Consider the following 23,024-nt stretch of genomic DNA (forward strand, 5'->3'; position numbering starts at 1 on the left):
TGCTTGGCATGTCCTGGATCTTTTGCTATACTTTTATACAGAATGCAGATTTTGCAAAAGTTTTGGCAAAGTATGCTGCAGCAAGGAAAAACAGGAGGAACTTTGAAAATGAAAGAAGACAGTAAAAACGACTTATTTGAGAAGGCGCCTATTCCCAGGGCCTATTTCACTTTTGCCCTGCCGGTGGTGTTCAGCATGGTGGTTTCCCTGGTCTATAATATGGTGGATACCTTTTTTATCGCTCAGACCGGAAATACAGATCTGGTGGCGGGAGTTTCTTTAAGCGCTCCTGTTTTTACATTGATGATCGCTCTGGGGGATATTTTCGGACTGGGGGGAAGCTCGGTGATCTCCCGGCTTTTCGGGCAGAAGTTGGATAAAGACGGGAAGCGTCTCAGTGTGTTTTGCTTTTACGGCGCTATTGCCTGCGGAATCCTGGTGACTGTGCTTCTTCTGCTATTTAGAGGGCCTGTACTTACTCTTTTAGGGGCGGACAGGGATACCATGACCTATGCCTCCCAGTACTATACCTACATTGCCCTGGGCGCTCCCTTTATCATTGTGTCCTATACACCCCTGAACCTTCTGCGGACAGAGGGATTTGCTACTGCTTCCATGGTGGGAAGTATCCTGGGAGCTGTGGTGAACATGATTCTGGACCCGGTCTTTATCTTTACCCTGGGGATGGGGGCTGCAGGTGCGGCCATCGCCACAGTGATCGGCAATATTTGCACAGACCTGTTTTTTCTGTGGTTCCTTCTGAAGAAAAGCAGGCGGCTGTCTGTGGATCCCAGAGGATTTCATATCCAAAAGGGAGAACTGGGACAGATCTTTGCCATTGGGATTCCGGCTTCTGTTACAAATTTAATGCAGAGCCTGGGAATGGCCCTTACAAACCGTTTTCTCCTCCCCTATGGAAATGACGCTGTGGCGGCTATGGGGATCGTGATGAAGGTAAACCTCATCGCAGTGCTGGTACTGGTGGGACTGGCTTTTGGCGTCCAGCCTCTCATTGGCTACAATTACGGAGCGAAAAACAGCAGTCGGCTGAGGGATATCCTGAAATTCAGCTATGGATTTGAATGCGGGACGGCGGCGGTCCTGGCGCTGCTTCTGTCCGTGGCGGCTCCGGCACTGATCAGGATCTTTATGCAGGATCCAGGGATTATTGAGCTTGGGGTTCCAATGCTCCGCTTCCAGCAGGCGGGAATGATCTTTATCGCCGTGGTGCTGGTGACCACAAGTACTTTTCAGTCTGCGGGAAAAGCTCTGGGGGCCTTCCTCCTGTCTGTGAGCAGACAGGGTGTGATCTTCGCTATTGTGATCTTCCTGGCTTCAAAAACTTTTGGCTACAATGGCGTCCTGGCTTCTCAGGCAGTTTCAGATTGCCTCACTGCCATCCTGGCGGCAGTGCTTCTGTTTCGGTGGATACGGGAAGAAAAGGGAAGCGTCTTTTAAAAATAGAAAAGAGATATAGCCATAGAAAAAAATATCTGTTATACTTATATTCAGAAAGTAAAATATCCCGCTGAGAGCGGGAGTCAGGGATTCAGCAAAGGCGCTGACGGAGAGAGAACTCTGTCAGCGCCTTTCAATTTTTATCAGGAGGTTATTTATGGGAGCCTTTGACAGAGTTTTAAGCGGTATACCAGGTCTGGATGATCTGCTGGATTATATCCGTATGGGAGACAACGTAGTGTGGCAGGTGACAGATCTGGAGGAATTCCGGTATTTTATGGAGCCTTTTGTAGAGCAGGCCATTGGTGACAGGAGAAATCTGATCTATATGCGGTTTGCAGACCATGAGCCCCTTCTTTCCCCCAGAGAAGGGCTGAAGATCTTTGAGTTTAATCCGGATAAAGGATTCGAGGCTTTTACTGTAGATATTTATAATCGTATTACTATAGAGGGAAAAGATGCTTTCTATGTTTTTGACAGCCTGTCTTCTCTCCAGTCTGTCTGGTATACGGATCTGATGATGGGGAACTTTTTCCGGGTGACCTGCCCTTATCTGTTTAAGCTGGATACAGTAGCCTATTTTCCCCTTCTCAGAGGAAGGCATTCCTTTGACGCTGTGGCCAGGATCCGGGATACCACCCAGCTGCTTTTAGACGTCCACACAGGGGATAAGCTTTATGTCCATCCCTTAAAGGTGTGGAACCGGTATTCTGCCAAAATGTTCCTTCCTCATTCCTGCAGTATGGATCTGGAAGATTTTAAGGCGGTAGACGGAGGCGTGGCTTTAAGCCGGTACTATCAGATCCTGGAAGAGGAAGAGGCCCAGAAGCAGGACCAGAACTTTGACAGCCATGACCGGTTCTTTTCCATGGCGAAGCTGGAGTATCAGCAGGGAAGGTTCCGGGAAGAGACGGAAAACCAGATTCTGGAAAGTACCATGACCAAGGATAAGCGACTTCAGGAAATGCTGAAGAAATATTTTAAACCCAAAGATTATTTCAAACTCCGGGATCGGATGATCGGCAGCGGCGCTATTGGAGGAAAGGCTTGCGGTATGCTTCTGGCCAGGAAGATTGTGAATACCCTTCTGCCGGAATACCGGGCCCACAGGGAGGCCCACGATTCCTATTACATTGGTTCGGATGTATTTTATACCTATATTGTATCCAATAACTGCTGGGAGACCAGGATCGCCCAGCGGACAGAAGAAGGCTATTTTGAGAAAGCCGGACAGCTTCAGAAAGCCCTGCTCTCCGGAGAGTTTCCTTCCAATATCCGGGAAAAATTCCGCTCGGTACTGGAATATTTCGGACAGAGTCCCATTATCGTCCGTTCTTCCAGCTTCCTGGAAGACGGATTCGGCAACGCCTTTGCGGGAAAATATGAGTCTGTGTTCTGTGTAAATCAGGGAACACTGGAAGAGCGGCTGAAGGTCTTTGAGGATGCAGTGCGGAGAGTTTACGCCAGTATTATGGACATATCTGCCTTGGAGTACAGGAAGCAGAGAGGTCTGGAGCACCAGGACGAACAGATGGCTGTGCTGGTCCAGCGGGTTTCCGGCTCTCACTGGGGAGATTATTTCTTCCCTGCGGCGGCAGGAGTGGGATACAGTTACAGCGCCTATAAGTGGAGCAAAGACATGGATCAGAGTGCCGGAATGCTCCGGCTGGTGGCAGGCCTTGGGACCAGGGCCGTAGACCGGACGGAGAACGATTATCCAAGGCTGGTAAATCTGGACCGTCCCGCCGTATCTATGCAGACCAATGTGGCGGATAAACACCGGTTTTCCCAGAAAAATGTGGATGTGCTGGACACGAAGAAAAACCACCTTCTCACCAAAAGCACAGATTCTCTTATGGAAATCCTGCCCCTGTGGTATAAAAGGGCGGTAATGGAGAGAGACTATGAGGCAGAAGATGCCCTGAACCGTATGGGACGGTGGCGCCAGGTGTGGTTTGTTACCTGCCAGAAGCTTTTGGAGAACCGGGAGTTTACCGGACTTATGCAGAAGCTTTTGAAGACCCTGGAACAGGTCTATGGAAATCCGGTGGATATTGAATACACAGTAAATATAGATGAGGAGGGGGACTTTGTGGTGAACCTTCTTCAGTGCCGGCCTCTATTTACGGGAAGCAGAGGGGGAAAAGTGGAAATTCCCAGTCTTTCAGAGGGAAAGACATTTTTCCATCTGAAGGATTCCTCGGTAGGCAATTCCCTGAAAAAACAGATCCATGTGGTTATACAGATCGAGCCGAAATTATATTATGAATATCCTTACGGAAAGAAGCACCAGGTGGCAGAAGCTGTAGGAAGGATTAACCGGTATTATAAAGGATCGGGGAAAAATCTTCTTCTCATGACTCCCGGCAGGGTAGGAACATCCTCTCCGGAGCTGGGGGTTCCGGTAACCTTTGCGGATATTTCTGCTGTCTCCGGGATCTGCGAGGTCTCTGACAGCCGGGCCGGCTATATGCCGGAACTGAGCTACGGAAGCCATATGTTCCAGGACATGGTGGAGGCGGAGATCTTTTACAGTGCCCTTTGGGAAGATAGGAGAAAGCTGTCTTATGATCCGGAACTCTTTGCAGAAGAGGAAAATCTTTTCCCACAGATCTGTCCGGATATGGAGGAACTTTTCCCCATGTTCCGGGTTACGGAACTGGAAGACCTCTATTACTGGAACGATGTTATGTCCGGGGAGACTCTTTGCCAAATTGCCGAAAGTTAGGATTGAAAAATAATCAGATATCGTATATACTGTACCTGTTAAATTAAAACAAGAGAAATATAAAAGATAAAAGGCAGGTAAGATATATGGCGTTATTACAGGAATGGAGAGACAAAGCGTACTCCCAGCAGGCAGACAGAGGCCAGCTGCAGAAATTCTGGACAGATTATTTTTTGATTGAAAAGGGAATTTATGAACAGCTTCTCAGCAATCCTGACGAAGTGGTAAGAGGTACTGTAAAAGAGCTTGCAGAAAAATATAACGTAGATGTTATGACAATGGTGGGCTTCCTGGACGGAATCAACGACAGTCTGAAAGTTCCAAATCCTATTGAAGAGATGGAAGAAGATACAGAGGTAAATCTGGGCTATGATCTGGAGACTCTGTACAAGAACATGGTAGACGCAAAGGCGGACTGGCTGTACGAACTGCCCCAGTGGAATAACATTTTCTCTGAAGAGAAGAGAAAAGAATTATACAAGGAGCAGAAGAAATCCGGAACTGTTGTAAAAGGACCGAAAATCGGACGGAATGATCCATGTCCATGCGGAAGCGGCAAGAAATATAAACACTGCTGCGGCAGAAATAAATAGGAAAGAACAAAGGAACCTTTTGCCGGATGAGGGCAGAAGGTTCTTTTTTCGGAAAGGAGAGTTATGCCGGAAATCATCTTCCTATGGCTGGGACTTCTGTGCCTGGGCTATTTTGTGGGAATTGCCAGATACGTGGGCTGGACTTCCAAATTCCCTATAGTCTGGGCTGGTTTGGGAGCGGGACTGCTGTTGACAGGTATTTTGATCCTTACAGAAAATCTTTCCAAAAAGGCAGAGCTGCTCTGCTGTGCTATGGGAATCCTGCTTCTGGTTTCCGTGGTGGTGGTAGTGGCTGTGATTGCTTCTGTTATGTTTCTGCCTGTTGAGCCAGACCTGGATTATCTGGTGGTTCTGGGGGCCCAGGTAATGGGAACTAGGCCCAGCCTGTCCCTGCAGTACAGAATAGACAGTGCCTGTGAATATCTGAAAGAAAACCCCGGAACCAGGGCAGTGCTTTCCGGGGGAAAGGGACCTGACGAAGGGATCTCAGAGGCCAGGTGCATGTATGAGGAGATGCTCCGCCAGGGAGTGGACCGGGAGCAGCTGATCCTGGAGGACCGGTCTGCCAGCACCAGCCAGAATATTGAATTTACCCGGAATCTTTTGAAAGAAAAAACAGAAAGAGAAGAGGGGACAGAAGGGAGAGCACGGCGCCTGAAGGTGGGGATCGTGACCAATGGTTTTCACCTGTTCCGGGGCATGGCCATTGCCAGAAAGAAAACAGACTGGCAGGTCTATGGGATTGGAGCAAAAAGCAATGCTTTTCTTCTGCCCAATTATCTCTTTCGAGAATTTTTCTGCGTGATAAAAGATAAACTGGTGGGAAATCTGTGATTTTTAATTCAGCTTCCGAAACTGCAGGGGAGTAACTCCAGCGGTGCGTTTGAACATGGTAATAAAATGACTGACGCTGGAGAAACCAGTCAGCCGGGCAATATCCTGTATTTTTAAGTGCGGGTCTGTGATGAGCAGGCCCTTTGCTTTGTTTATTCGGAAAGAAGTCAGATACTCATAGGTTGAGCAGCCTAAAAAACGTTCAAAAAGCCGGGACAGATATTGAGGGGTGATATACACCAGATTGCTGAGCTCTTCCACAGTAAGTTCCAGACTATAGTGATTTTCTATTTCTTTCATTACCGGCTCTACATATCGCTTATACAATTCCTCCTTTTCAAGATCATGGGTGTAGCCTCCTTCTACAAATTCCAGAAGAAGGTTATAGCAGCACACAGACAGAGCCTTTTCGTCTGTAGGAGGATTTTGATATTGGAGGATCGCAGATTGGATAATATGGACAATCCGTTCTCCCTGAGAGGTATCGGTGAAGACAAAGGGGCGTCCCCCAACCATTTTCGTAATGCTGTCTTCTGCAGTACCGGTGAAGGTGGCAAAGCAGGTCTGCCAGATTCCTTCCAGTCCTTCATAGGAATGCTCCAAAAACGGAGAGAGCAGAACGCCTTCTCCCGGATTTAAAATATAAGATTTTCCCTGGATTTTAATCTGCCCCTTTCCAGTCTCTGTCTGAAGATAGTGAAAGAGCGGATATCCTTTCGGACGGCACATAGGGTCCTGAATCCACTGGTTTCCTATAGAATCAAAAGCAAAAGGCTGCCGCACTGGTGTGCTGCGGAAAAAAATCGACATAAGATCACCTGTTTCAAAATATGATATTTTTAAGTCTATCATAGGATATCTGCTTCTGTCACTGAAAATTTCGCAAAAATCAGTTGAGGCTCTTCCGGTATCGTAATATAATAATTGAATGAAATGATTTTCGGAAAGGTATGGAAATAACAGTGATTTATAATAATATTCTTGAGGCAATGGGAAACACGCCGCTGATCCGTCTGGAGCGGATGACAGAGGCAGGAAGTGCACAGATTCTTGTGAAATTTGAAGGGCTTAATGTAGGCGGCTCTATTAAGACCAGGACTGCCTATAACATGATACGTGATGCAGAGGAAAAAGGACTTATTAATGAAGAAACGATTATTGTGGAACCTACCAGCGGCAATCAGGGAATCGGTCTGGCACTGGTAGGGGCAGTCCGTGGGTATAAAACCAGGATTATCATGCCTGATTCTGTCAGTGAAGAGCGGAGAAAACTGATGAAGCATTATGGTGCGGAAGTAGTTCTGGTACACGATGCAGGCAATATCGGAGAGTGTATTGAAGAATGTCTGAATACAGCTCTGAAAATGGCAGAGGAAGATCCTCGGGTTTTTGTGCCTCAGCAGTTTGAAAATCCTGCAAATCCTGCAGTGCACAGAGCCCAGACCGGAATCGAAATCCTGGAGCAGGCGGACTGTCCCATTGACGGCTTCTGTTCTGGAATCGGTACTGGCGGTACCATTACGGGAATCGGTGAAGTTCTTAAAGAGAAAAATCCTCATATAGAAATCTGGGCAGCAGAGCCAGAGCATGCGGCAATCCTTTCTGGGGGCTCCATTGGCACACATCTCCAGATGGGGATCGGGGACGGTCTGATTCCGGCAATCCTGAATACGCAAATTTATGATAATATCTGTATCGTAACAGACGAGGAAGCTATCCAGACATCCCGCGACCTGGCATCAAAGGAAGGAATTATGTGTGGAATCTCATCTGGAACCAACGTGGCGGCAGCTATGAAGCTGGCAAAAAAATTGGGTGAAGGAAAAACGGTAGTGACCATTCTTCCGGATACAGCAGAGAGATATTTCTCCACGCCTTTGTTTGAAGAATAGAAACAGACAGGGGACCGGCTAAAAAACAGTTGACAAACCTCTGAGGTAAGATATAATATGGAACAAGAAAGTCAACACGTTGAAGAGAAGAGTAGGATGTGAAAGGTCCCAGAGAGGGAGGCATATGCTGGAAGTCTCCTGTCGCAGAAGCATTTGAAAACTACCTCGGAGTGGCCCTAATCCGGTCCGGTGATTCCGTTATCATCAAATGAAGTGGTTCCGGCAGAAATGCCGGTTCAATCAGGGTGGAACCGCGAGAATATATGCCTCGTCCCTTTTGCCAAAAGGCGGAGGGAACGGGGTTTTTCTTTTTGTATAGAAATTTCGTTCCCCGGCAATAAAAAGGCAAGAAAATCAGAAAATTAACAGGAGGAATAGAATTATGAAAATTACTTTAAAAGACGGCTCTGTAAAAGAATACGCAGAAGCAAAATCTGTTATTGAAATTGCAGCAGATATCAGTGAGGGACTGGCCAGAGCTGCTACAGCAGGAGAAATCGACGGAGAGATCGTAGACCTGAGAACTCCTGTGGAAAAGGATTGTCAGTTAAATATCCTTACCTTTAATGACGATAAGGGAAAGGGCGCCTTCCGCCATACAGCTTCCCATATCATGGCCCAGGCTATTAAGAGACTGTATCCGGAGACAAAGCTGGCCATCGGTCCTTCTGTGGCAGACGGTTTTTACTATGATGTAGACAGAGAGACTCCATTTACAGCAGAAGATCTGGAAAAAATTGAAAAAGAAATGAAAAAGATCGTAAAGGAAAATCTTCCTCTTACCAGATCTGAAAAGCCAAGAAACGAAGCTATCGAATATTTTAAAGAAAAAGACGAACCCTATAAGGTAGAGCTTATCGAAGACCTGCCGGAAGATGCAGTGATCAGCTTCTATAGCCAGGGAGAGTTTACAGATCTGTGCGCAGGCCCTCACCTGATGAGCACAAAATATGTAAAAGCTTTTAAGCTCACCAGCCTGGCAGGTGCTTACTGGAGAGGAAATGAAAAGAACAAAATGCTCCAGAGAATCTACGGAACTGCTTTTCCAAAGAAAGCAGAGCTGGAAGAATATATCCATATGCTGGAGGAAGCGAAAAAACGTGACCACAGAAAGCTTGGAAAAGAATTGGGACTGTTCATGATGAGAGAAGAAGGTCCTGGATTCCCATTTTTCCTGCCTAATGGAATGGTGCTGAAGAATCAGCTTCTGGACTTCTGGCGTGAAATACACCGGAAAGCAGGATATGTAGAGATTTCTACACCAATCATGTTAAGCCGTCATCTCTGGGAGACTTCCGGACACTGGGATCACTACAAAGAAAATATGTATACTACAGTTATCGATGATGAGGATTTTGCCATTAAGCCTATGAACTGTCCGGGAGGCATCCTGGTTTATCAGTCAGAGCCACGTTCCTACCGTGACCTGCCTATCCGTATGGGAGAACTGGGAATCGTACACCGTCATGAAAAATCAGGACAGATGCACGGACTTATGCGTGTGCGCTGCTTTACCCAGGATGATGCCCATATTTTCATGACACCGGAACAGATTAAAGATGAGATCAAAGGCGTGGCAGACCTGATCGACAGTGTGTATAAGCTGTTTGGCTTTAAATATCATGTAGAGCTTTCTACCAGACCGGAAGACAGCATGGGAAGTGATGAAGACTGGGAGATGGCTACAGAGGCTCTTCAGGGAGCATTAGACGACCTGGGGCTGCCCTATGTTGTAAATGAAGGAGACGGAGCTTTCTACGGACCCAAGATCGATTTCCACCTGGAAGATTCTATTGGAAGAACCTGGCAGTGCGGAACTATCCAGCTTGACTTCCAGCTGCCGCTGCGGTTTGAACTGGAATATACAGGAGCAGATGGAGAGAAGCACAGACCCATCATGATCCACCGTGTGGTATTCGGTTCTATCGAGAGATTTATCGGTATCCTTATCGAGCACTTCGCTGGAGCTTTCCCAACCTGGTTGGCTCCGGTACAGGTGAAGGTGCTGCCCATTTCCGACAAACATCTGGAGTATGGACAGAAAGTACTGGAAAAACTGAAAGAGGCAGGAGTTCGGGCTGAAATCGATACAAGAGCAGAGAAGATCGGTTATAAGATCCGGGAAGCTCAGATGAAAAAGATTCCTTACATGCTGGTAGTGGGAGCAAAAGAGGAAGAGGAAGAAAAAGTATCTGTGAGAAGCCGTTTCCAGGGCGATGAAGGCCAGAAAGGACTGGAAGAATTTATAAAAGACATCCAGGAAGAGATTGCTTCAAAAGAAATCCGCAAGGCTGAACAGGAAGAAAAGTAATTTTCCATGTATAAGAAATAAAGAAATGGCACATATTATCTCTGATAAATCTATTTTAGGAGGTAATATGTATGCCATTATTAAGCTGTACAGCAAGAACCTGTCTGTATAACAAGAATGAATACTGTTCTAAAGGGGATATCCAGGTAGACGGACCAAACGCTCAGAGACCGGATGAAACCTGCTGCAAAAGTTTTGTAGAGAAAAAAGAAGGCGCTATGAACAGTATGGAAACAGGTACAGCCACTCAGACTATCCAGGTGGCCTGTAAAGCCTGTGAGTGTACCTACAACGATCAGGAAAAATGTGACGCTGCAAAAATCACCATTGCAGGAACAAATGCCTGCAGATGTGATGAGACTATGTGCGGAAGCTTTTACAAAAAGTAAATGATCAAGCCCCGGAAATTATTCGGATCCCTTTCGGACCAGAAAATTTCCGGGGCTACTTTACACTTTTCTAACGAGGCGGCGTCTGAGAACCTGCATTTACCTGTTCATCGACATCTTCTGCTTTTCGGGTGATCAGCTCCCGGTACTTGGTGGGAGTCATTCCCTTTGCCTTTTTAAACAGCTTGGTAAAATAGGTAAGATCCGGAATTCCGCAGAGAATAGCGATATCCTGGATAGAATCTACCTGAGTATTCAAAAGATATACTGCCCTGTCGATCCTCTTGCTGTTTACATAGGAAGTAAGGGTGGTCCCTGTCTCTTTCTTGAACATGGCGGAAAGATAGCTGCTGTTCAGAGAAAAAATAGAAGATAGATTCTTCAGTGTGAGATCAGAAGCCAGATTTAAGGCAATATAATTTAATACCTTCTGGATAATGGGAGAGAACCCCTTGGTGGAGTAGGTCTTTACTAAAAAGCAGTACTTCCGGACCATTTCCCGCCTGAGAGGATCTACTTGGGATACAGAGGTAATATTCTCAATCTTTGCTGCCATTTTACTGGACAGCTCGTCCAGATAGATAGGATGTACCTTTCCTCTCTGGGCAGCCTTGCGGAAAAGGGTGTTGCCGATGATCAGATAGTTTTTCTGATCCCGGATAGTGTCTGAGAGCCGCTGCTCCAGATCTGAGAGATAGGAAGGGCGGTACATATAGGTCTCTGCAGTTTCATAATCTCCCCGGGCAATACATTCCATGATGGCTTCTTCGTTTTCATAGCGGTTTTCCATGCTTTTGATGGTATCCAGACTTGGCTCCGGTTCCAGAGCTTCGTCAAAATGAAAATCAAAAGAACTTTGATTTTTCAGACGGCGTATCTCATATTTCCCCGGTCCATAGACCTGGTCAGCCAGACATTTTACATAGCTTCCCAGGAAGCTTTTGCTTGGAACTTTGGGCAGGGTAGAGAAATACTGCTTGATATAAGTGTGATACGTCCCTGATATTTTCAGCTTTTCGCAAAGCTCCATGAGATCTCCCACCACAGAAGGCTCAAAGATAAAAGGACCGGCCAGAAAAAGCTGTGAGGGATTCAGGGGAAGTATCAGATAACAGCAGGTAAATAAATCCTCGCCGAAGATGATCTCCACTTTATCGCCAAAAAGATTATCGAAATCCAGAAAGGTATCCTTTAAAATATTGCTGGGATCTTTCACAAGAGTTTTTCTCAGCCCCAGGTCGAACTGGTCATCCCATTGGAAGGGAAGAGTAAGCGTATGTGCAGGAATCCGTAATTCGCTGAACAGTTTCCTCGTAAAATCTATAAGAACATTATCCATAAACATATCTCCACTGGTAATATTTTTATTTATTATAGTATAATTTTTATGCAATTTCAACCCACACAAAAATTGTACCGAAAAACATAAAAAAAGTCTTAACGTTTTTATAGAAAATTAATATATAATGAATACTAACGACTTACATATGTAATGTAGAAGGAGGTAATTTTTAATGAGTAACACTACGAACAAAGTCCAGCCTTTCGGTATGAGGGACAAACTCGGTTACATGTTCGGTGATTTTGGTAATGACTTTACCTTCATCCTCTCATCAACGTTTCTGATGAAATTTTACACAGACGTTATGGGTGTGAGCCCCGTCATCGTTGGTATGATGATGATGGTGGCCAGATTTGTGGATGCCTTTACCGATGTAACCATGGGACAGATCGCTGACCGCAGCCGTCCTACGGCAAAAGGAAAATTCCTTCCCTGGATCAAGAGAATGTGCGGACCTGTGGCCTTGGCATCTTTCCTGATGTATGCAGTATGGTTTAAGGATATGCCTATGGCGTTCAAGATCGTATGGATGTTTGCAACCTACTTGCTATGGGGAAGTATCTGCTACACAGGAATCAACATTCCTTACGGTTCCATGGCATCTGCAATTTCCGCTGAAGCAAAAGATCGTTCAGAGTTGTCCAGCTGGAGAACTATTGGCGCAACTTTAGCAAGTATGTTCATCGGTGTTGTTCTTCCTATGATCGTTTACTATGAAGATGCAGAAGGACATACTTTGATTTCCGGTACAAATATGGCAATCGCAGGAGCAATCTGCTCTGTTTGTGCTGTTATCTGCTATCTGATCTGCTATAATCTGACTACAGAGCGTGTAAAGATTGAGAAAAAAGAAGAAAAGTTCAGCCTTATCCATCTGCTGAAAACATTGATTTCCAGCCGTGCTCTGATCGGTATTGTACTGGCAGCTTTGCTTCTCCTTCTGTCACAGCTTACATTAGGCAGTATGGGACAGTACATCTTCCCGAACTACTTTGGAAGTAAAGAGGGTGTATCAATTTCTGGCTTCTGTGCAAACATCCTGGTTATTGTACTGGCCTTTATTGTACCGACTCTGGCAGCTAAAGTTGGTAAGAAAGAATTATCTGCTTTCGGCGGGATTTTAGGAGCAGTGGTATTTTTCATTGCTTTTATTCTCCATACAGATAACCTGTATCTGTTTATCGCCCTTTATACCATTGGATATCTGGGAATCGGTTTCTTCAATGTAAACTGCTGGGCTATGATCACAGACGTAATTGATGATGCAGAGGTGAGAGAGGGAGAAAGATCTGACGGTACTTTCTATTCCGTGTATTCCTTTGCACGTAAAATGGGACAGGCTGCTTCTTCAGGACTTTCAGGAGCTCTTCTGGGTATTGTAGGATATACAGAGGCAACAGCCTTTGATCCAGATGTTTTAAACGGAATTTATGATATTTCTTGTCTGGTTCCTGCAGCAGGCTTCCTGCTGATGGCTCTTGCCCTGATCTTTGTATATCCGCTGGGCAAGAAGAAAGTTGACAGCAATATCGCAGTGCTGAAAGCAAAAAGAGAAGGAAAGAAATAAGAAAATATAATTTAAATAAGCAGTAAGTGTACAGTGCCGGCAGGGGAAACTTTACCGGCACTGTTTCTTAATTAAGCGGTGAAATGGGAATAAAAATTACAGAGCTGTGCTCTGAGAAAAAGGAGGAATTTTATGTTATACCCAATTTTAACACCATCCAGATTATTAAGCGACTTAAGCGGCGTATGGGACTTCAAGCTGGACAATGGAGAAGGCTTTGACCAGGAGTGGTACAAGGCTCCCCTGGAAGATCCTATGACTATGCCGGTGCCGGCTTCCTATAATGACCTGAAGGAAGGCATTGACTTCAGAGATCATTACGGCTGGGTATTCTATCAGAGGAAGATTTCCATGCCTTCCTTTGTGAAGACCCAGAGAGTCATGCTCCGGTGTGCGGCAGTTACCCACTATGCAAAAATTTATTTGAACGGAGAACTGATCTGCGAGCATAAGGGCGGCTTCCTTCCTTTTGAAGTGGAGATTACAGAAAAGCTTCAGGACGGAGACAACCTTCTGACCATTGCCGTAAATAATGTGATCGACTATACCACCCTTCCTATCGGAGGAAAATCCAATATGATGAACGGCATGGGAGGCTTCGGCTCTTCCAGCTCTGCAAAACCACAGAACAATCCCAACTTCGACTTCTTCAACTACTGTGGAATTACAAGACCTGTAAAAATCTATACGACACCAAAGGACTACATTGAAGATATTACTCTGGTTCCTGAGGTGAGCGGAACTACTGCCAGAGTTTCCTACAAGGTAGATACTGTGGGAACAGGAGACTGCAAAGTAGAAGTTTTTGATAAAGAAGGAAATCTGGTAGCGCAGGGTCAGGGAACCCAGGGCGTTCTGGAAATTGAAAATGTGCATCTGTGGCAGCCTCTGAAAGCATATCTCTATGATGTGAAAGTGACCTTCGGGGAAGACGTTTACACACTGCCTTACGGTGTAAGAACAGTAAGAGTAGAGGGGACCAAGTTCCTGATCAATGAGAGACCGTTCTATTTCAAAGGCTATGGAAGACATGAAGATACCTTCCCTAACGGAAGAGGCATGAACCTGCCGATGAACACCAAGGATATGTCTTTGATGAAATGGCAGGGAGCCAACAGCTTCCGTACCAGCCATTATCCATACAGCGAGGAAATGATGCGTCTCTGCGACGAAGAAGGCTTTGTAGTCATTGACGAGACCACGGCTGTAGGCGTAAACCTGGATTTCGGCGGCGGCGCAAACTTCAACGGACAGAAAGTCAGCACCTTTGATAAAGAACATGGTGTACAGACCCAGGAACACCACAAAGACGTGATCCGTGACCTGATCTCCAGAGATAAGAACCATGCCTGTGTGGTTATGTGGAGTATTGCCAATGAGCCAGATTCCTACAGTGAAGGTGCTTATGACTACTTCGCACCTCTTTATGAGCTGGCAAGAGAGCTGGATCCTCAGAAACGTCCCTGCACATTGATCAGTGTACAGATGGCGCCTCCTGAAAAAGACTGCTCTGCAAAACTCAGCGATGTGATCTGCCTGAACCGCTACTATGGATGGTACTTTGGCGGCCCGGATCTGGAACTGCCGGAACAGGCCCTCAGAAAAGAATTAGACTACTGGAAGACCATCGGAAAACCAGTGGTATTTACCGAGTACGGTGCAGATACAGTTATGGGTATGCATGATACCACACCGGTCATGTATACAGAGGAATTCCAGGTAGAATACTACAAGATGAACAACAAAGTTTTCGATGACTATGATTTTGTAGTAGGCGAGCAGGTATGGAACTTTGCAGACTTCGCTACCAGCCAGAGCCTGCTGAGAGTCCAGGGAAATAAGAAGGGAATCTTTACCAGAGACAGAAAGCCGAAATTAGTGGCTCATTACTTCAGAGACAGATGGCATAAGATCCCGGACTTTGAATACAAAAAATAAAAATTGAGAGACTGCCCTATCGGTATTGGGCCGGTAGGGCAGTCTTTTACTGTTTTATCAGAGGAATATTGTAAGGCGGAACTCTTTCTCAGTGTAAGAGATGTCCAGGGTTCCGCCGTTTTTTTCTATAATTTCCTGAACGGAGGCGATTCCCAGGCCGTGGGAGTGGGGATCTTCTTTGTCTGTGAGGAAACGTCCTTTTCTTTTCTGTACCTCATTTTCCTTTGTGTTTACAATCTCATAGCTGAAGTATCCCTCTTTTGTATAGCGGGCTTTAGCGGAAATCTTCCGCTGTTGTCCGGAGGGGATCTTGCTGCAGGCTTCTATGGCGTTGTCTAAAGTGTTAGCAAAGACGGAACACAGGGTAATATCATCCAGTTTTGTAAAACCGTCAATGCTGATGCTGAAAAAGCAGTCAATGTTTTGCTCAGAAGCCTGGTTATACTTTGCATTCAGAAGAGCGTTTACAACACTGTTTTTACAAAATGGACGGTTTCCCGTCTCTATGTATCCCATAAGTTTTTCCAGGTATTCCAGAGCTTCTTTTATATTTCTGTCTTTTAACAGACTGTCCACTACAGCAAAATGACTGTTCATATCATGGCGGAGCCGTCGTATCTGAAGCTGGTTTTTCTCCAGCTCCTCGTAATAGTCTTTTTGAAGCCGGAGATTTTTCCGCTCCATGTCTGCCTGGATGGTATCTGCCAGATAAGAGGCCAGATAAATACTGGTAAAGTTGGTGGCGATACAGGCCAGCATACAGGGATAAGCCGCAGGGGCCAGGTTGGGGGTAAAGCAGACCAGACTGACTACTGCTGTAAGAGAAGCCAGGCAGATCAGGCTGAGAAACAGCCAGGAACGCCGGTCCAGAAGCTGGCGGGCTTTCAGAAGCCTTCGGTTCATGGACCGGTAAAAAACAAACCAGAAGAGCAGGGGTACAATTTCCGCCAGATTGGAGAACAGCAGATTGGTAAATCCCATTCCGCCCCAAAAAGTAAAGAAAATCCAGGTCCCGATATTATTCAGGAGAAAATTCAGAGCTGTGGCAATGGGATAGAGGATCATTACAGCAGAAATCTTCAAATACCAGGGTCCTTCAAAGAAAAAGGTAGTCCCAAAGAAAAGGCATAATACAACCAGGATATTAACCGGGTCCTGGGCGAAAATAACTACAGAGGACACCAGGGTACAGAGCATCCAGGCTAGGATCTGTAAAAACCTGGGCTCTCTGGGCTTCAGAAGACAGGATACGGTTTTAAAGAAGAAATATCCCTGTACAAAATTACAGGAAGTTCCGATAAGGCTGATGAGATTTTCCATAGGATCCCTGCTTTCCAATTTAAGAGTGAAGAAGTTTTCTGGCAAAGGCTGCGGCCAGTTCCTGGCGGCAGGCCCTGCTTACAGGAAGCTGCTCTTCGCCGCACAGGCAGAAGGTGTTTCCGATCCTGGAAACATGGCTCAGGTTTACCAGGTAGCGGTTATGTATGCGGATAAAGCCTGTTGGGAGTTCTGCCTCAATATCTGAGAGCCTGGCATAAAATACTTCCTGGCCTTTTACGGTGACTGCAGTTACCTTTTTCCGGTCACTTTTAAAATAGAGGATTTCCTTTAAAGGAAGGCGAAGAAGCTGGCCTTTCTGCTTTATATAATAAAATTGCTCTTCCATCCTGCGGCTTTCCTCTACGGCCAGTCCCAGAATTTCCCGGATTTTGTCTTCCCGGTAAGGCTTCAGTATATAGCGGAAGGCCCGGACCTCATAGCCCTGAAAGACAAAGTCCGGATAAGCGGTGATGAAGATAATTACAATATGGGGAGAAATCTTCCGAAGCTGGGTGGCCGTATCTATGCCGTTTAAACCTTTCATTTTGATATCCAGAAAAAGGATATCCCCGTCTTCCTCTTCTAATCCTTCCAGCAGAGCGTTTCCGGAGTCAAATTCCCGGATCCTGCAGGGGATTCCCTGCAGCTGCAGTTCGGTTTTTATTATTTTAGAAAGAGACTTCCGCAGCTCTTTTTCGTCATCACAGATACAGATTTCCATGATTTTTGCAGCTCCTTTTGACTGTGATAGTTTGATCTGTGACAGCGTCTTTCTTCCTGACGGACAGGCCTGAAAGCCGATATCAATAATATTATATAGGGTTTTCTGAAAATTTGCCAGCAAGAGGGATGATTTTGCCGAACTTTCCCAAAATTCTGTCAAACTTACCTATTTCCTGAATATCCCTTTCAGGAGAGAAAAATTATAATAATGATTGCCTAAAATTTATACACAGAAATGGGGAGGTAGACCAGATGTTAAAAGTTGAAAATTTGAGAAAAACCTATAAGACAGGGAACAATTCCTACCTGGTATTGAAAGATTTGTCTTTTCAGGTGAAGAAAGGAGAATTTGTGGCGGTTATGGGGCCAAGCGGTTCGGGAAAGACGACTCTTTTAAATTGTATTTCCTGTTTTATCCCTCATGACCAGGGAAAAATCCTGTTAAATGGGAAGGATCTGTCAGGCCTTGGACAGAAAGAGCTTGCAAAAGTCCGGAATCAGCACCTGGGTTTTGTATTCCAGGATTTTATGCTCCTGGACGGACTGACGGTTTTTGAAAATATTTGTCTTCCTCAGGTCATAGCAGGAAAGCCGGTGGGAAAGATGGAAGAGAAAGCCCGGAAGTTCTGCAAGGCCTTTGGAATCGAGAAGATACAGGAAAAATATCCCGCAGAGATTTCAGGAGGAGAGAAACAGCGTACAGCAGTGGCCAGATCTATGATGAATTCTCCTTATATTTTGCTGGCGGACGAGCCTACAGGAAACCTGGACAGCAGATCCTGCAAAGCAGTCATTGATGCTTTTCTTCAGGCAAAAGAACAGCTTGAGGCTACTGTTTTCATGGTGACTCATGACAGCTACGCAGCTTCTTTCTGTGACCGTGTCATCGTGCTCCGGGACGGTGCCGTACATACAGAACTGACCCGCCGGGGTTCCAGAAGAGAATTTATGGATGAACTGCTGGATGTACTCCGGGAACTGGGAGGTGACAGGGATGACCAGGAATAAGATTTTTGCCAAACTCCGGAGAAAGAATAAAGGGCAGTATGGGATCCTTGCCTTTTGCATCTTCCTCTCTGTGCTGCTGCTTACAGCCTTTGCCCTGATGTATTTCGGACCTACGGTACAGGAATTTCTTCCTGAGGGCGGAGATACACGAAAACTGGCTATTCTGCTTTTAGGAGCTACGGCGGTAGGATGTGCTATTTTCACCCTCTATGCTTCCATACTCTTTTTTCGGTATAAAAGCAGAGAATACGGTATTTTTCTGGCTCTGGGAGAGCAGAAGAAGACCCTGGGGACTATGCTCTTTAAAGAACTGGCTCTGCTTACAGGGGCGGCTGCAGCCCTGGGATTACTGGGAGCCATACCTCTGTCCTGGCTGATCTGGAAGCTTTTTGAATCCTTTCTGGTTTCTACAGAGGAAATGGAATATCACTTTGGAATAGGCGGACTTCTGGTGGGGCTGGTCTTTGCCATTATACTGGCTATTCTTTTAGGAGCTGCCGGAAGGAAATTTGTAAAAAAGACCAATGTTATGGATATCCTGCGGACCCAGCACCAGCCGGAAATGGTGAAGAAGATTCCTGCCTGGACATTTGGGGCCGGCATGGGGATGATACTGGGAGGGCTTCTTCTGGCTATGGGGCTGCCCAGGATCTTTGTCCATGTCTTTCATGTAGGTCCCCCTTCTGTTCTGAACCTTTTTTATTTTCTGGCAGTGGCAGGCATCTATCTGGTGCTGCTCAGTATAGTAGGGCAGAACCGGAAAGGAAAAAATAGAAAGAAGTATTACAAAAATCTGGTGTCTGTAAGCCTTATGCGGTTTTCCGCCAAATCTACCACACGGAATATGTGCGTGGTCGTCCTTCTGCTGTTTGCAGGAATTTTTGCTGTCTATTATGGGCTCCTGTATTCCGACAGTGCCGGATATATTGATAACGGGACTACCAGAGACTTTGTTCTCCACTATCCGGCTCAGGAGAAACAGGTGACGAAAGAGGAGATCCGGAAGCTGGCAGGAGAGTATTCTGTGGAAATCCAGGATTACACAGAGGGGGAAGGAGCCAATCTGGTGATCACCTATAAAATGACAGATTATACAGAGGACAATGAATATGTGACGGTTACCAGAGAAAAAGGAAAAACGGCTCTTTTTTTCTCCGGAAAAACCTATCAGCAGCTTACGGGAGAAGACCCTGGGGTGGCTCCCGGAACCTATAAGACCATAACGGAGGCAGGGCATCAGGATAATATCTGGGATTTTACAGACGGTCTGTCAGAAGTTTCCAATCCGGACATAGGGACAGAGACTGGCCTGACTTTTGGAGGAACACTGGAATATAACAGTCTGTCAGATATGTCTGAGCCTTTTGCTTATGTGCTCAATGATAAAGATTATGAGACTCTGACAGAAGGTATCGGACAGGAGTGGATGGAGCATCTGGTCTTTTTTGACGCTGCCGACCCGGAAGCCTCTTATCCTTTTACCAGAGCTTTGTATGAGGAATATGTGAGCCGGGCTACAGACCTTTCTGCTCATATGGGAAATTATGACCGGTGGGAAGAGCTTCAGGCCAAAGCCAATGGGGAAGAATATATGTATGGGGATAAGGTTGAGATGAACCCGGAGGATACCCAGCTTCTTGTAAACTGGAGATACGGGCCGCAGTTTCAGATTCTGAACAGCCAGGAATGGATGCAGTTTGTTGGGGTCTATGTGATGCTCTGCCTGTACATTTTCATCATCACCCTTTCCACAGTGGCTATTATGACTTATGTAAGAGGTGTCTCTGTGGCTGCGGACAACCGGGAAGTTTTTGTAAGTCTGGAGCGGCTGGGGGCAGACAGTGAGTATCGGAAGAAAGTTTTAAAAGCTCAGCTCAGGAAAATTTTTATTTACCCGACAGTTCTGGGCTGTGGGGTAGGATTGCTTTTCAGCATAGGAATGAACTATATGAATGACGGAAGACTAACCGCTGCTGAGCTTCGGAGTCTGATGATAGTTCTGGGAATCAGTCTTCTTATCTTTCTGTTTCTGTGGGCCGTTTACCAGGCAGCCAGGAGAAAGGGAGAAAAAATCCTGGGAATCTTCAGGGAAAAGCAGAGATAGGTTGTGGAAAAAATAGAAAAGTAAGAATATTTGCTTGGATAGGTATTTTTTGAAAAATATTCATATCTTTTTATATACAAAAAATGTATTTTTCAGTATAATCTTTGTGGTGAAAATATAAGGCTTAACAAAGAATAAGCTGAAAAAGAGAGGAAAAAGAGATGAGATTTTCAGAAACAGAAAAGAGACAACTGATCATTTTTGCAGCACTGGCCTATGGGATCACTTATGTCCTGGGACTGCTGATGTGGTATGGAAACAGCACAGGAGCAGATCTGAGTGTATTTCCCAACGCCCAGATGCTTTATCCGGCGGCGGGAGTTATGATGGCTTATCTGCTTACCAGGAAAGGAGACCAGAAGGTGCCCAGGATTTTTTATGTGACCTTCCTTGTGATTACAGTCCTGATGATCCTGTGTGCCCTGGGTTCTGTATTTCTGCCTCAGAGTATACAGGCAGGACAGATGGAAATGTCAGTATGGATGGTGCTTGTACAGGTGGTATTGATCCTGGGAAGCATTGTATTTTGGATCACCCTTCTGGTCTCGGGAAAAGAGAGGCGGGAAGCCTGCGGTCTGCGGTGGAGGAACTGGAAAAAGTCGGTTTTGTGTATGCTTTTGTTTTTTTTGCTTTACAGCCTCCGTATGGGGATTTCCAGTGCTCTGGGAGGACAGATGGGAGAATTTATCCAGCTGTGGGCTTTGCCTTCTACCTGGTTCTATCTGGTTACATTGGTCCTGAATTTCTTCCTGGTAGTAGTGGCCTTCTTCGGAGAGGAATACGGATGGCGGTATTATCTCCAGCCTCTCCTGCAGAAAAGATTCGGACTGAGAAAGGGCGTACTGCTTTTAGGGGTGATATGGGGACTGTGGCACCTGCCGCTGGATTTCTTCTATTACACCACGCCGGATATGGGCGTGATCTATGTGGCGTCCCAGATCGTTACCTGCGTCTTTATAGGAATCTTCCTGGCTTATGTCTATATGAAGACCAGGAACATCTGGGTAGCCGTGGCTGTCCACTATATGAATAACAATCTGATCCCTATGTTTGTTGGAAATTATTCTGCAGATGTACTCCAGGGACAGACCATTGCCTGGGGGGACGTACTGGCTTCTCTGATTCTGAACCTGGTAATCTTTGGATGGTTTATCTTCCTGAAGCCATTTCGGGAGAAAAAAGAAGCCTGAGAAGATCTCCTGGCCATAGATAACACAGAAAAAAGGACTCTTTTTGGAACTGTCGTAAAACATATGTCAGAAATATTTATACATTTTATGCGAATTTGTCGAGCATAGCTTTGAGACCATAGGCTCAAAGGGTTGCAGACTGAGCAAGAAAATGTATAAATATTTTCGATTTTGATTTTCGACAGCTCCAGAAGAGTCCTTTTTAGTTTCCTAAGGCGGTGAGCCAGGGGATGTTATACAACGATCCAGCCCATTGTTTCAGAAATCGCAAAGATCAGGATCAGGGCCAGGAAAATGGGAGCGATCCATTTCAGCATGATCCGGTAGAACTTTTTAATCTTGAAGGGACCGTTAAGTTCCACTTCATCCTCAATAACCTTGGGTCCGATAAAATGCCCCACGCAGATACAGGTGAGAATAGCCACAATAGGCATGAGCACACTGTTGCTGATGAAGTCAAAGAAATCCAGCAGTCCCAGTCCCAGAAGCTGGATAAAGCTCAGAGGTCCGAAGCCCAGAGAGACGATGGTTCCCAGTATCAGGACATAGATGGTGATCAATATCGTGGATTTTTTTCTGCCCCATCCGGTCTTATCCCGCAGAATGGAAACCGCAGTCTCCATCAGGGAGATAGAAGAAGTCAGGGCTGCGAAAAGCACCAGCAGGAAGAACACTGCTCCGATCACTCCCCCAAGGGCCATATCGTTGAAGACCTTCGGCAGAGTAATAAACATCAGGGAAGGTCCTTTGCTGAGGGCAGCTTCATCTCCTCCTGAGAAAACAAAGACCGAAGGCACGATCATCAGACCTGCCAGGAAGGCAACTACAGTGTCAAAGACTTCAATCTGCCGCACAGAAGCTTCCAGACTGCTTTCTTTTTTCATATAAGAGCCGTAAGTGATCATAATTCCCATAGCCAGAGACATAGAATAGAATAGCTGCCCCATGGCCGCCAGTACAGTGGTAGCGGAAAATTTGGAAAAGTCGGGGAAGAAGTAATATTTTACACCTTCCATAGCGCCAGGCCGTGTAACACAGTAAATGCTGATGCCTACGATCATGACGATCAGCAGGGGCATCATAAAGCGGCTGGCTTTCTCAATTCCTTTTTCAACGCCCATGATCACTACAATGGCGGTGAGAAGAACATAAATGCAGAACCATACTACCGGGGAAACCGTCTGGCTGGTAAAAGCGGCAAAGTATTCGTCCCCGGAGGCAAGTCCGCCGTCTCCGGTAAGGAAGGTGACAAAGTATTTGATCACCCAGCCTCCGATAACACAGTAATAAGGGGTGATGATAAAAGGTACGGCGCAGGCCAGATAGCCTACGAAACCGAAACGCTTATCCAGTGACTGGAAAGCGCCGATGGCGCTGAGTCTGGTCTTTCTGCCGATGGCGATTTCTGTGACCATCAGTGTGAAGCCGAAGGTCACTGCCAGGATCAGGTAGACCAGCAGAAAAATACCCCCTCCGTATTTTGCAGCCAGGTAAGGGAAACGCCAGATGTTTCCAAGGCCCACAGCCGAACCTGCAGCAGCCAGAACAAAGCCCATCTTGTTTGTAAAAGATCCTCTTTTTTGTTCCATATTTTTCTCCTTTGTATTGTGTGTAAGGTATGTAGGCA

Annotated in this window: 17 protein-coding genes and 1 other annotated feature; of the genes, 12 read left to right on the forward strand and 5 right to left on the reverse strand. The window is 45.9% G+C overall.

The features are described 5' to 3' along the window. Positions 1 to 108: 108 nt before the first annotated feature. The 4 genes from B5G33_RS05520 (at position 109) to B5G33_RS05535 (ending at position 5,613) form a co-directional block, all read left to right on the forward strand. Positions 109 to 1,458, forward strand: coding sequence for an MATE family efflux transporter (locus tag B5G33_RS05520; protein ID WP_087416972.1), 1,350 nt, complete (start codon positions 109 to 111; stop codon positions 1,456 to 1,458). A 157-nt stretch (positions 1,459 to 1,615) separates the two neighbouring features. Next, on the forward strand, positions 1,616 to 4,186 hold the full coding sequence (locus B5G33_RS05525; protein ID WP_087416973.1) for a PEP/pyruvate-binding domain-containing protein: 2,571 nt from the start codon (positions 1,616 to 1,618) through the stop codon (positions 4,184 to 4,186). An 86-nt stretch (positions 4,187 to 4,272) separates the two neighbouring features. Continuing rightward, positions 4,273 to 4,779, forward strand: a complete 507-nt coding sequence (locus B5G33_RS05530) for an SEC-C metal-binding domain-containing protein (protein WP_087274954.1) — start codon at positions 4,273 to 4,275, stop codon at positions 4,777 to 4,779. 63 nt (positions 4,780 to 4,842) lie between these two features. Further along, positions 4,843 to 5,613, forward strand: coding sequence for a YdcF family protein (locus B5G33_RS05535; protein WP_087416974.1), 771 nt, complete (start codon positions 4,843 to 4,845; stop codon positions 5,611 to 5,613). A gap of 3 nt (positions 5,614 to 5,616) precedes the next feature. On the opposite strand, the gene B5G33_RS05540 is transcribed toward B5G33_RS05535, so the two are convergent. Continuing rightward, a complete protein-coding gene (locus B5G33_RS05540) occupies positions 5,617 to 6,465 on the reverse strand; it encodes an AraC family transcriptional regulator (protein ID WP_242971416.1) in 849 nt (282 codons plus the stop codon). Between the two features lie 110 nt (positions 6,466 to 6,575). Between B5G33_RS05540 and cysK the strand changes: the two genes are divergently transcribed. From cysK to B5G33_RS05555, 3 genes are all read left to right on the forward strand, one after another. Then, complete coding sequence (gene cysK / locus B5G33_RS05545; RefSeq protein WP_087417029.1) at positions 6,576 to 7,505, forward strand: cysteine synthase A; 930 nt, start codon at positions 6,576 to 6,578, stop codon at positions 7,503 to 7,505. A 70-nt stretch (positions 7,506 to 7,575) separates the two neighbouring features. Further along, positions 7,576 to 7,784: a binding site (T-box leader), on the forward strand. 103 nt (positions 7,785 to 7,887) lie between these two features. Continuing rightward, complete coding sequence (gene thrS / locus B5G33_RS05550; RefSeq protein WP_087416975.1) at positions 7,888 to 9,816, forward strand: threonine--tRNA ligase; 1,929 nt, start codon at positions 7,888 to 7,890, stop codon at positions 9,814 to 9,816. A 71-nt stretch (positions 9,817 to 9,887) separates the two neighbouring features. After that, a complete protein-coding gene (locus B5G33_RS05555) occupies positions 9,888 to 10,205 on the forward strand; it encodes a DUF1540 domain-containing protein (RefSeq protein ID WP_087274951.1) in 318 nt (105 codons plus the stop codon). A 70-nt stretch (positions 10,206 to 10,275) separates the two neighbouring features. Here B5G33_RS05555 and B5G33_RS05560 read toward each other — a convergent pair whose 3' ends face one another. Further along, the gene (locus B5G33_RS05560; RefSeq protein ID WP_158229582.1) at positions 10,276 to 11,544 is read right to left on the reverse strand and encodes a helix-turn-helix domain-containing protein; all 1,269 of its coding nucleotides are present in this window, start codon (positions 11,542 to 11,544) and stop codon (positions 10,276 to 10,278) included. Positions 11,545 to 11,719: 175 nt separating this feature from the next. Between B5G33_RS05560 and B5G33_RS05565 the strand changes: the two genes are divergently transcribed. Continuing rightward, complete coding sequence (locus tag B5G33_RS05565; protein WP_087416976.1) at positions 11,720 to 13,114, forward strand: MFS transporter; 1,395 nt, start codon at positions 11,720 to 11,722, stop codon at positions 13,112 to 13,114. A 132-nt stretch (positions 13,115 to 13,246) separates the two neighbouring features. Continuing rightward, positions 13,247 to 15,052: a beta-glucuronidase gene (gene uidA / locus B5G33_RS05570; RefSeq protein WP_087416977.1), complete on the forward strand. Its 1,806-nt coding sequence runs from the start codon at positions 13,247 to 13,249 to the stop codon at positions 15,050 to 15,052. 57 nt (positions 15,053 to 15,109) lie between these two features. Here the strand turns inward: uidA and B5G33_RS05575 are convergent, their stop codons facing one another. Both B5G33_RS05575 and B5G33_RS05580 read right to left on the reverse strand, forming a co-directional pair. Beyond that, complete coding sequence (locus B5G33_RS05575; RefSeq protein WP_087416978.1) at positions 15,110 to 16,372, reverse strand: sensor histidine kinase; 1,263 nt, start codon at positions 16,370 to 16,372, stop codon at positions 15,110 to 15,112. A 19-nt stretch (positions 16,373 to 16,391) separates the two neighbouring features. After that, positions 16,392 to 17,255: a LytR/AlgR family response regulator transcription factor gene (locus tag B5G33_RS05580; RefSeq protein ID WP_330396644.1), complete on the reverse strand. Its 864-nt coding sequence runs from the start codon at positions 17,253 to 17,255 to the stop codon at positions 16,392 to 16,394. Between the two features lie 92 nt (positions 17,256 to 17,347). Between B5G33_RS05580 and B5G33_RS05585 the strand changes: the two genes are divergently transcribed. The 3 genes from B5G33_RS05585 (at position 17,348) to B5G33_RS05595 (ending at position 21,397) form a co-directional block, all read left to right on the forward strand. After that, the gene (locus B5G33_RS05585; RefSeq protein ID WP_087416979.1) at positions 17,348 to 18,103 is read left to right on the forward strand and encodes an ABC transporter ATP-binding protein; all 756 of its coding nucleotides are present in this window, start codon (positions 17,348 to 17,350) and stop codon (positions 18,101 to 18,103) included. After that, positions 18,090 to 20,207, forward strand: a complete 2,118-nt coding sequence (locus tag B5G33_RS05590) for an ABC transporter permease (protein ID WP_087416980.1) — start codon at positions 18,090 to 18,092, stop codon at positions 20,205 to 20,207. The genes B5G33_RS05585 and B5G33_RS05590 overlap by 14 nt, the downstream gene beginning before the upstream one ends. A gap of 161 nt (positions 20,208 to 20,368) precedes the next feature. Beyond that, the gene (locus B5G33_RS05595) at positions 20,369 to 21,397 is read left to right on the forward strand and encodes a CPBP family intramembrane glutamic endopeptidase (RefSeq protein WP_087416981.1); all 1,029 of its coding nucleotides are present in this window, start codon (positions 20,369 to 20,371) and stop codon (positions 21,395 to 21,397) included. A 233-nt stretch (positions 21,398 to 21,630) separates the two neighbouring features. Here B5G33_RS05595 and B5G33_RS05600 read toward each other — a convergent pair whose 3' ends face one another. Further along, the gene (locus B5G33_RS05600; protein WP_087269086.1) at positions 21,631 to 22,986 is read right to left on the reverse strand and encodes a sodium-dependent transporter; all 1,356 of its coding nucleotides are present in this window, start codon (positions 22,984 to 22,986) and stop codon (positions 21,631 to 21,633) included. Positions 22,987 to 23,024 lie beyond the last annotated feature (38 nt).

The organism is Blautia sp. An81 (genome assembly GCF_002161285.1).
In the GTDB taxonomy this organism is placed as follows: domain Bacteria; phylum Bacillota; class Clostridia; order Lachnospirales; family Lachnospiraceae; genus Blautia; species Blautia ornithocaccae.